We start from the raw sequence: 12589 nt of genomic DNA, 5'->3' as shown, positions 1-12589 counted from the left end.
CAAAAGTCGTCTTCCTTATTTTTCTAGGAAGACGACTTTTTTGTGAACAAGCCTATTTCTTCTGTAAAAGTGTGTATAATGGGTGTTGGATAAGTTATATAGAGGAGTTGGCAATTTTGGAATACATCATGTTACTTTTCATCGGATTAATCGCAGGAACAGTCGGAAGCCTAGTTGGGCTTGGAGGAGGAATTATTATCGTTCCTTTATTAATTGGCCTGCACAGTTTATCACCGCAGCTTGCAGTTGGAACTTCAATTGTTACAGTCGTATTTACAGGTTTATCTTCCACCCTTACTTACATGAAGCATAAACGGGTAGATTATAAAAGCGGACTTATTTTATTTATCGGGAGTGGTCCTGGTGGCATTATTGGATCGTGGGCAAATAAATTTTTAAACCAAGATACATTTTCTTTATACTTTGGTATTTTTCTTATATTCGTATCAATTCTTCTTATGCTAAAGGATAAGCTAAAACCACTTTCTCTATCAAATATGACTGTGATTAAGCGTTCTTTTACAGATAATGATGGAAATACTGTTCATTATCAATTCCCACCATTTCTTTCTATCTTTATCGCATTTATAGTTGGGTTCATCTCTGGATTATTTGGAATCGGCGGAGGCGCCTTACTTGTTCCAGCAATGATGTTGCTTTTTGCTTTCCCAGCACAAATTGCTGTAGCGACTTCTATGTTTATCGTCTTTTTATCAGCAATTGTAACTTCTTTAACTCATATCTCTCTTGGAAATGTTAGCTGGATTTATGCATTAATTCTTATTCCTGGTGCTTGGTTTGGCGGAAAAATCGGAGCTTATATCAATACAAAATTAAGTGGCAATGCCATCATTAATTTATTACGTATTACATTAATTATTCTTGGTACTAGATTAATTATAACTTCATTTTTGTAACGCGTTCTTTTTAGAATGCGTTTTTTTATACACATGAATATAAAAAAACTCCTAAAACAGCACATAGTACTAAGCAAACACACAATAACATGAAATTTGAAATATGTAATTTCTTCAAGTTGATCACCCCTATAACCGGAACTGTTACCTTTATGATAACGAAAAAACAGCCCTTTTGCGGTTACAAAGCGCTAACAATGTAAAATCAATTATTACAAATTGCATCCATTTATTGCATTTCTTTGTATAATCTATCGATTCACTAAAAAAAGATGTCATGTTGACATCTTTTTAATGAAGAAGTGACCATCCCATAAAATCTTCATGTACTTGGCATGCTCTCTTATCATTTCGATCATATAATTCAGCATAACTATCTGTTTCTTCATCATAGGCCATTGTATAAATAATTTGACCATCTATTTCAACCGATAAAACAACTCCGCCCTTCATCTCTTCCACATGGATGATCGCATTAGCTGGAATTCTCATATCCGTCATCTTCATCGCATCTAACAATATACTAAACCCCCTACAGCGTATTCATTGCTAGTACTATTACACACTAAATAGTATACTACTGTAATAGCATACATTTCGTCAATAAAATTGCTGTTTAAAAGACGGATTGGCTTTCATACAAAAATACTACCTATACGTTAACATGGTCAAAAAGAAATACTTAAATGGGGTGCTAACATTGATTTTACATAAGGGAGATGTATTATTCCGTCAAGGCGAAGACGGTCCTTTATACTTTATAAAAACAGGTTTATTAAAGGTTGTTCGATTACAAGAAGACGGAACACCATTTTTGTTTAATATCATCGTTCCTGGCGAAACGATACCTCACCATTCTTTGATTTCACCGAAAGAATATCACGGTACAGCTATCGCTTTAATTAAAACAGAAGTTGAGCCTATTATAAGTAACACATGGTATGACAAACTACAAGCGAATCCTGAATCCTATGCAAATGTCGCTATGCAATTGCAATCCAAATTAAGAATGATGCAACAGCGTATTGATCAATTAACGACAGTTTCTCCGAAAGAGCGCCTTCATCGTTTGCAAGAATGGTTTGCGCTATATTTAGATGACATTCCTATATATGAAATATTAACGCAAACAGAAATTGGTCAACTAATAGGGGTGCGTCGTGAAACAGTGAATCGATTACGAAGAGAACAAACAAAAAACGAGGTAAAATAATACCTCGTTTTTTTGCGCTAAAAATTCAGCTATTGCAAGCTTGCTGCTGGGCCGAAAAATTCATAATGAATATTCTCTTGTTTAACACCTAAATGAGTTAAAATTGTATAAACATGTTTCATAAATGGCACTGGACCACAGAAATAAAATTCAGCTTCAGTTGTCGGAAGGATAGATTGTAACCATTCTTCTTCAACAAATCCTTCTTTATCAAAGTTCTTCGTTACTACATCTTGCTCTGTCGGTGATGAATAGCAAGTATATGCCTTCACCTGTTCATTTTGCTTTTCAACTGTCTCTACATGCTCTTTCATCGCATGTACATTACTATTTAACGCTGCGTGAACAAAGTATACATTACGTTTTGATTTTTGTTCGATTAACGTATTTAACATGCTCATCATCGGAGTAATACCTACCCCACCACTTATTAACACAACAGGTAATGCCCCATTCATATTTAATACGAAATCTCCTGCTGGTGCACTTACTAGTAGAATATCGCCTTCCTCCACATGATCGTGTAAATAATTAGACACTTTACCATCTGATGTATTTACACCTTTTTCTCGTTTCACACTAATACGATAGTATTCTTTTCCAGGGGCATCAGACAAGCTATACTGACGATTATGTGTATATGTTTCATCCTCTATATTCAATTGAACTGTTACATATTGACCAGGTATGAATGAAGATAATTTTTCACCATCTTCAGGCTTTAAATAAAATGATGTAATAACGTCACTTTCTTCCTCTTTTTTTACGACAACAAAATTGCGGAAATCTTTCCAACCACCTTCTTTTTCTGCTGCCTCCTCGTACATTCCTGCTTCAATACTAATGAACGCATCAGCGATTACGCCATATGCTTCTCCCCATGCATTTAAAACTTCGTCTGGCGCGCCTGCGACCTCTTTAATTGCTTGTAGTAAGCATGTACCTACAATTGGATAATGCTCCGCTTTAATACCTAAACTTCTATGTTTATGACCAATCTGTTTTACAACTGGAATGATAGCTTCTAAATTATCGATATACATCGCCGCAGCATAAACTGCATTTGCTAGTGCTTGTTGTTGTCTTCCTTTTTTCTGATTTGTATGGTTGAAAATATTTAGTAATTCGGGATGCTCTGAGAATAAAATTTGATAAAACCTCGTTGTAATTTCAACACCTTTTTCCTGTAATAACGGTACTGTTGATTTTACGATTTCAATTGTTTTTGTACTTAACATTGTATCCCACTCCTCTATTTCCTTAACTATTATTAGTGTAACTGAATTTTATACTCCACATTGTGATTTTAATCACTATAAACATGATGTTTTTGTGAAAAATGTATGAACAAATTCACCTATAATAGAAAATGAGCTAACTAGAATATTAGCTAGCTCATTACTTTGTTTGTAAAACTTGTTCGATTACTTGTACATTCTTCCCATTTCCAAACTCTGTATACCCCCATATGTTCGTTTCACCAGTATATTTATTCACAATAATATCCAGATCGTGGTATACACGATGGGCATACACTATATATTCAATCTTTCGAAGTTCTACACCCTTTTTCGCAATCTCATAACTTTTTTTCACATCACGTTTCATCTTCTCACTTTTGGTTTCCTTATGTATATCTTTTAAAGATAGTTCTTGTTCTTGAAACCACTGATTAAAATGATTCCAATCTCCTTCAGTATATCTCTCAGCTTTACCGTAATTTAAGAAATTGTTATAACTCTCATGTGTAGTACGAATAAACTCTAAGACACTTTTCTTTTCTTGAACATCTTCAACTTGTGCTACTGTAGCTACTCCGGCAGGCTTATTTGCATAATGTAACAATACTTTCATAAGACTATAGCTTGCAATGCTCATCACAACAATTGCTCCTAGCACACCTACTACTTTCTTCATATACAGAACTCCTTTTCTACTATGAAAATTACAATGTACTGTTATATTTGTAACATTCTCCTGTAGAAATAAAATTCCTGTATAAATACTTCCTATCATTTCGACACTGTTTTTCTACACATTTCGCTTTGGTAAATGCTCTTGTAAAACAATATATCCTTCATAAGCTGTATAGCCAAGTATAGCCATTAATCCAATATAACCCGCGAATACTGTCCATTTTGTTTTTGTATCAACTTTATAATAGTCTTCTTGTTGTTTCTTTTCTATTTCCCATTCTCTCAACTTTCTTCCTGACACTTCTAAAGCTTCACGTATACGAAGCACGTGCTCATCCTTTTCATCTTCATATGGAATATAGTCAAGAGGCTCAAACTTTGGTAATACATACTCTAATACTTCTATTTTTTGAGGTTCTCCTATTTGTAACTCTTTCGCTTTTTCTTTTTGTCTTAATACATTCATTTCATGATGAAGCATATAAATGGTACGATGAACAGCACCAGTTTCTTTTAATTCCTCTTCAAACAGAGCAAGATAATCCTTTATGCCATCTACTTTATATCCTAATTCTTCAATTGGTTTATTTCTCTTTATTACTCTATATAATTCCATACATCCGATAATAAAGATAAATCCCCCCATAATACTTTTAAAGTAAATTGAATAGCCAAGTAATAAGGCAAGGCCTACTCCCCAAATTTTTGTACTGACAACTGAAATAATTCTTCCTCCATCTAACGGAGAAACTGGAATTAAGTTAAAGAAATTGATCATACTGCCTAGTAAAATAATAAGGGCCCAAAACGGTTCTTTCGTCATCATATAAAGCGGGATCGCTGGCAAAAATGATAATAATCCAAAGAGAGGTCCCATATATGCAATGTAAGCTTCATCCTTTGCATTTTTTGGCATCTCTTTCATCCCAATAAGAGCCCCCATAAACGGGATAAAGATTGCAGGTGATGTAGGTATACCTTTTCTCTTCGCCGCCCATAAATGTCCCATTTCATGGATAAGCAGCAAATAAATAAGCGCTACACCAAACTTCCATCCATATATAACTGCGTATGCACCGAGTGACAAGAACATACTAAATACTGTTGAGAACTTTGCAAATTTTAAAATTGCAAATACCCATTTCAACTTAGAAAGTAAAAATAGTCCTATTGCGGCAATGATTCCCCATAATCCTTTTTTATTATTTTTCATATTCCTCTCCTTTACATCACTTTTATAAGCCTCGTAATCTTACTCATTAAAAATTAGCATCCCATAAAAGTTTATTCTCCTCTCCATTATGCCATAATTTTTTCTTTTCTTAGAAATAATGTTTATATCATCCAATTTTAGACGAAAATAAAAACGAAAGGAGATGGATACAAATGAACTTACAATCTTTCATAATAGGTGCCCTTTCTTTTTTAGCTTCAACTCTCATTTTTTATACTGTGAGCTACGTATTATTATTAGATTTGTTGCCGAATCATCTATTTATCGCACTTATTATTCTTTCCGCTCTTATGATTTCTTTTCTTATTACACGAAAATCAATAAACGAGCCGTCTGCAAAAGTAAAATAATAGAGTGGGTCTTTTGACCCACTCTATTATCATTTCCTAGGAAAGATTATATTTATCTTTGTAAATTCATTTTTTCTCCATAATCTTTCACAATTTGAATAATATTTTGAAATACACCCACTTTTTCTTTTTTATTATTTAACATTTGCAAATCATAATTATCATAATATTTTTCTAATGCTTTTAACTCTGTTACTGATGCATCTTTAATTGGTATAGTGAAATTAACTTCATACTGTTTATACCCTTCTTTCGCTTTTTCAGCTAAAACAATTTCACTCGCTTTTGTTCCGACTAGCTTTTGAATTTTCTCAGGGAAAACGAGTTGTAAATAGTACTCTTTTTCTTTCTCTAATACGTTATACAATGAATCTGAAATTGTATAACGCACCGTATACCGCACTTTCTGTTCATCTGCTTTAATATGGAAAGCAGTAATTTGCATATCGTTTTTTGTCACTTTCGTTAAAGCGCCAATCTTTGGATCATCCGTTTTTTTCTCCAAAGGGTTTGGAAATATGGATAACAGTTGTTCCGTATCTTTTTTCGTAAGCATATACATACCCTGCTTATATTGAATCCACCCTTGACGAGCTTCTCCCCTTAACCATGCATAATACGTTTCTTTCTTCCCATTCTTTTCTACTTCTATTTCGTACTCTGGTTCGCCAAAACTACCCGTTATCTCTTGCTTTTCTGCTTTATTCATAATATCTACTACTAGCTGCGCTTCTGTTGTCTTTAATTTTTGGTCCACTTTATCTTTTTGTATAATTGTTACTTGTAACGTTTCCTTCACTTCGTTCACCGTCTCTTCTACTTGTTTTGTCTCCTTTTTTTGCTCAACTTGGCTACATGACGCGATTAAAAATATGAATACGAATAACCAATATTTTCTTTTCAATTAGATCCCCTCTATTCTTCTTATTTCACAATAAGAATTCCTTATTATCTGCCCCCATAAAACCAAAACGTTATATCCTCTAAAATGAGATATACTATAGATGAAGGGAGGTTCTCACATGTCAATTAACTTTCATGACGCGAATAATAAGTATACTTATGCAACCCGTAATGCAGACGTTTCATGGCGCGAAATAATGCAAAGTATTGTAGATACACAAGGTAAACAAATCATTGATATTGGCTGCGGTGGTGGCATTTATACGAAAGAACTTGCACTTATGGGTGCTGAAAAAGTTGTTGGATTTGATTTTTCAAAAGAAATGTTGCAAGCGGCCCAAGAAAATTGTAGCACATTTCCGAATATCTCATTTGTTCACGGTGACGCTCACGATATCCCATTCCCTAATGAAACATTCGATATTGTAATTTCCCGTGCAGTTATTCATCACTTGCAAGACATTCCTACCTTTTTACTAGAGGCTTCTCGCATATTAAAAAAAGACGGGATGCTTGTTATTCAAGATCGAACAATTGAAGATTGTACAATCCCAGGAAGTCCCGAACATATTCGCGGGTATTTTTTCTCCGTTTATCCAAATCTCATTGAAACAGAGGCAAAAAGAAGACCAAAAACTACTTTCATTCAACATTTATTGCAAAATTGTGCTCTTCATCCATTACCTATTCAAACATTATGGGAAGTTCGAAAAATTCACGATTCTGTTAACGCATTATTACAAGATTTATCCCCCCGAACAGGTCGATCCATATTATATGAATTAACAGATAATGAACTTTCTCACCTATTACATCATATTCATACTGAATTACAGAATCTATCGCCCATTATCGAACGAGATCGTTGGACAATTTGGAGCGCGGTGAAAACGTAAGGAAGGAAGCCTCACACCATTTTGTGAGGCTTCCTCCTTTCACAACCTAATTTTGCAACACTCTTGATACCCTCCACTTCTGGCCTGTGCACTTCCACACTTCGGACATACTAAATATCTAGACTGATCTGTCAACAAACTACCTTTTTGAAAGAGTAAAACTTCTGCTTGTTTAAACGAACGCGAATAATATAACCATATAAAACCAGAAATAGCAATAATACCTAATAATACTCCCATCGCAAGCATTCCAGTCACCTCTTTTGGTTTGTTCTTTCCAGCAAGTGGATTGTTGTATTATTCTCTATATTTTTTAAAAATTCCTTCTTTTACCCTGGAATTATCATATTTCTCAACTAAATTTACAATCCTCTATATACGTTTACAGCATTTTTACAAATCAATTGAGTAATTTCCCTCTTGTCATTGCTCACTTTTCTACTTTTAACTAAAAAAAATCGGACAATCCGCTATTTAACAGAGAATATCCACATATAGACACATCTGTCTAAAAATTTATTTAAAAAAATATATTGACTTTCATAAAAAAACATGTGAAAATACTGTCAGAATACTTGAACAAAATTCATTGAAGAGAACGAGTACGTTATAGGACTGTTCCCCAGAGAGTTGGCATTTTGCTGAAAGCCAATGTTCAGTGCGTAACCGAAAATCATCTCCGAGAAGTAGAACCGAATGTTATAGTAAGTTCTTACCGGATGTCCACCGTTACAAGGAACACGTATCATGTCGTACGTTGCAGAGCCGTATACATATAGATATATTTCTACATGTATAAATTAGGGTGGTATCGCGGGTAAATATAACTCGTCCCTTTCTTAAGGGACGAGTTTTTTGTGTTCTTACAGATGAATTTATAAAAAGGAGGAAAAACAATGAACACTGTATCAAAAAAACATATTTTTTTCACGGGTCTTATGCTATTTTCTTTATTTTTTGGAGCCGGTAATTTAATTTTCCCTCCAATGCTTGGACAAAATGCTGGTGAAAACTTCTGGCCAGCAATGATTGGCTTTTTACTAACAGGAGTTGGATTACCATTATTAACCGTTATTGCAATCTCTCTATCTGGAAATGGAATGCAACAACTTGCAAGTCACGTTCACCCGTTGTTCGGAATTTTCTTTACAGTTGTTGTGTATATTGCGATCGGTCCATCTATGGGAATTCCACGTGTCGCTAACGTAGCTTACGAAATGGGCGTTAGTTCTTTCTTACCAGAAACAATGCGTTCTAATAGCTTCGCATTATTTATATACACAATCCTTTTCTTTGCTATCGTATTTTGGCTTAGCCTAAATCCATCTAAGCTCGTCGATCGTATCGGAAGTGTATTAACACCTATTTTACTATTTTCTATTTTCTTATTATTTGTAAAAAGCGTATTTACCCCGCTCGGACAATCTGGACCTGCAATGCAAGAGTATCAAACTTCCCCTATCTTCAAAGGTTTTATGGAAGGATACTTAACGATGGATACGATTTCGGCTCTTGCATTTGGAATTATCGTTGTAAACTCAATTCGCTCTAAAGGTATGACCGATCGTAAGTCAATTGCGATTGCAACAGCAAAAGCAGGACTGATTGCAGCTACTGGCCTCGTACTTGTATATGGTGCACTCGGTTGGCTCGGTACAACTAGCGTTTCTCTTGGATATGCGAAAAATGGCGGCCAGCTCCTTACTGTTATCGTACAACAATTATTTGGACCATACGGCCTGATCTTACTGTCACTTATCGTTACACTCGCTTGCTTAACAACATGTATTGGACTTGTCTCTGCATGTAGCCAATATTTTTCGACATTATTAACAAAATTTTCATATAAAAAAATAGCAAGTATTATTTGCGCATTAGGATTACTAGTTGCCAACTTAGGTTTAACAAAAATTATTGCTATCTCTGTACCTATTTTACTTGTTGTGTATCCAATTGCGATTGTGCTTGTATTCTTATCATTACTTCATAAATATTTCGGTGGTTATCGCTCCGTTTATGTAGGTGCTTTAATGGGAGCAGCAATTGTGAGTGTATTTGATGGATTAAAACAAGGAAATATTTCCGTTTCATTTATTACTTCTTATTTTGAATTGATTCCGCTATATAATGAAGGTATTGGTTGGCTTCTACCTGCATTAGTAGGGACAATGATTGGCCTCATAGTCGCAAAACTACAAGGTGCAAAAACAGTACCACTAGTGGATGACTCATCTGAAGTAAAAGCATCATAAATACTCTCTTTATGGGGGTTTTTTTCATTTAATGTGGAGTATGGCTAAAATTACTTACTTTATTCGTATAATACTCAATATTCGTATCTACTGTTTCCACTTTTACAACATCATAGCCATCTTCTTGCTTTGCTAGAAATAAATCATATTCTTCGGTCGCTTCGATAATGGCAACACGATCTGTTTCAATATCGTATTTTTCACATAGCGCTTGCAACGCATTCACATGATTCCCTAATTTCTTCGTTTTACCCATTCCAAATATCGTTTGAACTAACATACATTCTCTCCCCTTTGTATGTACTGTTTTCAGCCCAATGATAAAGCTTTCAAAATGGACGTCAACAAAAAAGCTTTGGCTAATCATATAGCCAAAGCTTCTTCTTACTTCGTTAATTGATGTCTAAATGCATAAATAACCGCCTGTGTCCGGTCACTTACATTTAATTTATTTAATATATTACTTACATGTGTTTTTACTGTTTTAAGCGCAATAAATAATTCATCCGCAATTTCTTGATTACTTTTTCCTTCTGCAATTAATAACAATATTTCTGATTCTCTTTCTGTTAAATCCTCATGCAACGGTTGTTCTTTCTTTTGACGCATTCGAGACATCATTTTCCCAGTAACTTTTGGCTCTAATACCGTTTCTCCATCATAAGTTGCTCGTACCGCATCTGCGATATCACTCGCTCTTGACGTTTTTAATAAATAGCTCGTCGCTCCAGCCTCAATAACCGGATATAACTTTTCATCATCTAGAAAACTTGTTACGACTACAATTTTTGCTTCAGGCCATTCTTGAATAATAGCACGTGTTGCCTCAACACCGTCCATTTCATCCATTACAAGGTCCATTAAAATAATATCTGGTCTTAATTGCAATGCTAATTCTGCACCTTTTCTTCCATTTTCAGCTTCTCCAACTACTTCAATATCGGGTTGTGTCGATAAATAAGCAGATACACCCATACGAACCATTTCATGATCATCAACGAGTAATACTTTAATCATGATTCTCCCCCTCTCTCTATCATAATTGGCACTTTCACTTCTATTTGTGTACCTTTATTCGGGAAACTGAGCACTTTTAATGTTCCACCAATTTCATGAACACGCTCTTGCATAGACCTTAATCCATATGACCCCGCCTTATTGACACCTACTTCAAATCCAACACCGTCATCAATTATTTTTAAAATGGCATACTGATCAATTTTGCGAAGGCGTACTTCTGTTTTCTTTGCTTTTGCATGTCTTAAAGTATTCGATAGCGCTTCTTGGACAATACGGAATAAATGATCTTCTACACCTTTTTTCAATTGAATCGGCTCAATTAGCCATTCAATTTTCATATGTTGCTTTCTAGACAGTTCCGTTAATAATTCTTCTATACCTTCTGTTAGTTTCTTACCTTCTAATTGTACAGGTCGCAAATGAAGAAGTAATGCTCTCATTTCCGACTGTGCGTTTACGACCATATTTTCAACAAGCTGCAATTGTTTTTTCGTCGTTTCTGGAAATTCGCCTACTTGTTCATTAATAGCTGACATCATCATCGACATTGCAAAAAGCTGCTGACTTACTGAATCATGCAGTTCCCTTGCTAATCGATGCCTTTCTTGTGAAATCGCTTCTTGTCTCATCTCTTCATTCCAATGAGCTCGTTCATTCGTTACTTTTTGAAATAGACCCGCTTGTTCCTCTAATCGTCTAGCAAGCGCGATTACTTTTCGTTCCACCTCATGAAATTCATCTTCTGAAGTAAACGACACATCTCTCGGAAAGTTACCTCGCTCTACCTCAAATAAAAAAGTATTTAAGCCTTGAATACGCTGCTCTATATAATAGCCAATTGCATATCCTACAATTCCCCCGATAAGAAGACTTGTACTCATAATAAACAAGCCAATTGGAACAGAAGCGATGGATTCTTTCCATAATAAATCATAAACTTGTTGCTGGCTTTTCCATACGTACACAATTGTACAAATAAGTGCGATACTCACAGAGGACAACATAGAATAACGAATATACATCCACGAAATATTTTTTTGTTTTTTCATTATACTTTCCTCACTTCCGTATCGCCTACGACAAGCGAAGAAATAATCTTTATTCTACGAGGAGCTTCTTTATACTCTTCTGTTCTAAACGTAACATTACGGTTAAATCCTGTTTCTTCATGTCCTGGAAGGATCACTCTTCCAACAATAACAGAATGATTTAAAGATAATTCAATATCATATGGAACGTATAAACGAATATTACCAATGACACCTCGAATAACAATCACTGTCTCGCCCTCTGGGATCATTGCGGTTGTTAAATCAATTTCAATATCACATGCACCATACTGAACATTAATGTCTTCAAGCTCATAAATATGATCCATCATCCGTACATTACCTACCAGCATATTTTTCAAATACGGTTCTGTACGATAAATTCGCTTTTCTTCATTGATATATCCTTTTTCTTTAATTTCAACCTGCATTGGTTTTTGCTGGTTTCCTTGAATAAGTTGATACCCAATTAAAGCTAAGTAAGCAAACACGACGAGTACGAATGCAGCTGATGAAAATAAGAAGAATAAGAACACAATACCGCCGACAAATAAAAATACATTCCCTCTTACATAACGATTTTTCTTTCGGTAATGCCTTCCGAACATAATCATAACAAATGCAAAAATGAGAGCACCTGGCTCAAAATGCCCAAGTATCATATCAAGAAAAAGACCGAACCCAAATATGATGAGGAGCATCCCCATTAATTGTGTTTTAGAAAATTGTTTCTTCATCTCAGCTCCTCCCCCTTCTAATCATATATACATAGAAGAAAAGGCATTGCTTTCCAACACCTTTTCTTCTATCACTATATCATAAGCCTGTTTTATAATATA

Annotated in this window: 15 protein-coding genes and 1 other annotated feature; of the genes, 5 read left to right on the top strand and 10 right to left on the bottom strand. The window is 34.9% G+C overall.

The features are described 5' to 3' along the window. The first annotated feature begins 116 nt into the window (after positions 1–116). Positions 117–917, top strand: coding sequence for a sulfite exporter TauE/SafE family protein (locus DJ93_RS19915; RefSeq protein WP_042982775.1), 801 nt, complete (start codon positions 117–119; stop codon positions 915–917). A 291-nt stretch (positions 918–1208) separates the two neighbouring features. Here DJ93_RS19915 and DJ93_RS19910 read toward each other — a convergent pair whose 3' ends face one another. After that, the gene (locus tag DJ93_RS19910) at positions 1209–1436 is read right to left on the bottom strand and encodes a hypothetical protein (protein ID WP_000883004.1); all 228 of its coding nucleotides are present in this window, start codon (positions 1434–1436) and stop codon (positions 1209–1211) included. A 181-nt stretch (positions 1437–1617) separates the two neighbouring features. Here DJ93_RS19910 and DJ93_RS19905 point away from each other — a divergent pair, with 181 nt between their 5' ends. Continuing rightward, on the top strand, positions 1618–2130 hold the full coding sequence (locus tag DJ93_RS19905; RefSeq protein ID WP_042982774.1) for a Crp/Fnr family transcriptional regulator: 513 nt from the start codon (positions 1618–1620) through the stop codon (positions 2128–2130). Positions 2131–2159: 29 nt separating this feature from the next. Here DJ93_RS19905 and hmpA read toward each other — a convergent pair whose 3' ends face one another. The 3 genes from hmpA to DJ93_RS19890 form a co-directional block, all read right to left on the bottom strand. Then, complete coding sequence (gene hmpA / locus DJ93_RS19900; RefSeq protein WP_042982773.1) at positions 2160–3368, bottom strand: NO-inducible flavohemoprotein; 1209 nt, start codon at positions 3366–3368, stop codon at positions 2160–2162. 160 nt (positions 3369–3528) lie between these two features. Continuing rightward, positions 3529–4047: a hypothetical protein gene (locus DJ93_RS19895; RefSeq protein WP_042982771.1), complete on the bottom strand. Its 519-nt coding sequence runs from the start codon at positions 4045–4047 to the stop codon at positions 3529–3531. Between the two features lie 114 nt (positions 4048–4161). Beyond that, positions 4162–5259 (bottom strand): site-2 protease family protein, encoded by a 1098-nt coding sequence (locus DJ93_RS19890; RefSeq protein ID WP_042982770.1) that lies wholly within the window; start codon positions 5257–5259, stop codon positions 4162–4164. A 173-nt stretch (positions 5260–5432) separates the two neighbouring features. Between DJ93_RS19890 and DJ93_RS19885 the strand changes: the two genes are divergently transcribed. Continuing rightward, positions 5433–5630, top strand: a complete 198-nt coding sequence (locus tag DJ93_RS19885; RefSeq protein ID WP_042982769.1) for a hypothetical protein — start codon at positions 5433–5435, stop codon at positions 5628–5630. 52 nt (positions 5631–5682) lie between these two features. On the opposite strand, the gene DJ93_RS19880 is transcribed toward DJ93_RS19885, so the two are convergent. Next, entirely contained in the window at positions 5683–6534 is an 852-nt protein-coding gene (locus DJ93_RS19880; RefSeq protein ID WP_042982768.1) for a YhfM domain-containing protein, read from the bottom strand. A 118-nt stretch (positions 6535–6652) separates the two neighbouring features. On the opposite strand from DJ93_RS19880, the gene DJ93_RS19875 reads away from it, so the two are divergent. After that, positions 6653–7429 carry a class I SAM-dependent methyltransferase gene (locus tag DJ93_RS19875; protein ID WP_042982767.1) on the top strand — a complete coding sequence of 259 codons (777 nt, stop codon included), beginning with the start codon at positions 6653–6655 and terminating at the stop codon, positions 7427–7429. 39 nt (positions 7430–7468) lie between these two features. On the opposite strand, the gene DJ93_RS19870 is transcribed toward DJ93_RS19875, so the two are convergent. After that, entirely contained in the window at positions 7469–7678 is a 210-nt protein-coding gene (locus tag DJ93_RS19870; RefSeq protein ID WP_042982766.1) for a hypothetical protein, read from the bottom strand. Between the two features lie 331 nt (positions 7679–8009). Further along, positions 8010–8268, top strand: a binding site (T-box leader). A gap of 57 nt (positions 8269–8325) precedes the next feature. Here DJ93_RS19870 and brnQ3 point away from each other — a divergent pair. Beyond that, complete coding sequence (gene brnQ3, locus DJ93_RS19865) at positions 8326–9681, top strand: branched-chain amino acid transport system II carrier protein BrnQ3 (RefSeq protein ID WP_042982765.1); 1356 nt, start codon at positions 8326–8328, stop codon at positions 9679–9681. A gap of 28 nt (positions 9682–9709) precedes the next feature. Here brnQ3 and DJ93_RS19860 read toward each other — a convergent pair whose 3' ends face one another. The 4 genes from DJ93_RS19860 to liaF are packed head-to-tail and all read right to left on the bottom strand — an operon-like array spanning position 9710 to position 12487. Next, positions 9710–10048 (bottom strand): DUF3992 domain-containing protein, encoded by a 339-nt coding sequence (locus DJ93_RS19860; protein WP_117287825.1) that lies wholly within the window; start codon positions 10046–10048, stop codon positions 9710–9712. A 17-nt stretch (positions 10049–10065) separates the two neighbouring features. Then, complete coding sequence (locus DJ93_RS19855) at positions 10066–10698, bottom strand: response regulator (RefSeq protein ID WP_042982762.1); 633 nt, start codon at positions 10696–10698, stop codon at positions 10066–10068. Beyond that, positions 10695–11750: a sensor histidine kinase gene (locus tag DJ93_RS19850; protein ID WP_042982761.1), complete on the bottom strand. Its 1056-nt coding sequence runs from the start codon at positions 11748–11750 to the stop codon at positions 10695–10697. The genes DJ93_RS19855 and DJ93_RS19850 overlap by 4 nt, the downstream gene beginning before the upstream one ends. After that, complete coding sequence (liaF, locus tag DJ93_RS19845) at positions 11750–12487, bottom strand: cell wall-active antibiotics response protein LiaF (RefSeq protein ID WP_042982760.1); 738 nt, start codon at positions 12485–12487, stop codon at positions 11750–11752. Before liaF ends, DJ93_RS19850 begins: the two co-directional genes overlap by 1 nt. Positions 12488–12589 lie beyond the last annotated feature (102 nt).

Origin of the sequence: Bacillus clarus, from assembly GCF_000746925.1 — a bacterium.
Classification (GTDB): Bacteria; Bacillota; Bacilli; order Bacillales; family Bacillaceae_G; genus Bacillus_A; species Bacillus_A clarus.
The sequence above is the reverse complement of the archived record's forward strand: the minus strand, read 5'-3'. Positions and strand labels throughout refer to the sequence as shown.

Bases quoted from the DNA above. Each gene is read 5' to 3' on its own strand.
- hmpA (WP_042982773.1), bottom strand. From the start codon at position 3,368: ATGTTAAGTACAAAAACAATTGAAATCGTAAAATCAACAGTACCGTTA.
- DJ93_RS19895 (WP_042982771.1), bottom strand. From the start codon at position 4,047: ATGAAGAAAGTAGTAGGTGTGCTAGGAGCAATTGTTGTGATGAGCATT.
- DJ93_RS19890 (WP_042982770.1), bottom strand. From the start codon at position 5,259: ATGAAAAATAATAAAAAAGGATTATGGGGAATCATTGCCGCAATAGGA.
- DJ93_RS19885 (WP_042982769.1), top strand. From the start codon at position 5,433: ATGAACTTACAATCTTTCATAATAGGTGCCCTTTCTTTTTTAGCTTCA.
- DJ93_RS19875 (WP_042982767.1), top strand. From the start codon at position 6,653: ATGTCAATTAACTTTCATGACGCGAATAATAAGTATACTTATGCAACC.
- DJ93_RS19870 (WP_042982766.1), bottom strand. From the start codon at position 7,678: ATGCTTGCGATGGGAGTATTATTAGGTATTATTGCTATTTCTGGTTTT.
- brnQ3 (WP_042982765.1), top strand. From the start codon at position 8,326: ATGAACACTGTATCAAAAAAACATATTTTTTTCACGGGTCTTATGCTA.
- DJ93_RS19860 (WP_117287825.1), bottom strand. From the start codon at position 10,048: ATGATTAGCCAAAGCTTTTTTGTTGACGTCCATTTTGAAAGCTTTATC.
- DJ93_RS19855 (WP_042982762.1), bottom strand. From the start codon at position 10,698: ATGATTAAAGTATTACTCGTTGATGATCATGAAATGGTTCGTATGGGT.
- DJ93_RS19850 (WP_042982761.1), bottom strand. From the start codon at position 11,750: ATGAAAAAACAAAAAAATATTTCGTGGATGTATATTCGTTATTCTATG.
- liaF (WP_042982760.1), bottom strand. From the start codon at position 12,487: ATGAAGAAACAATTTTCTAAAACACAATTAATGGGGATGCTCCTCATC.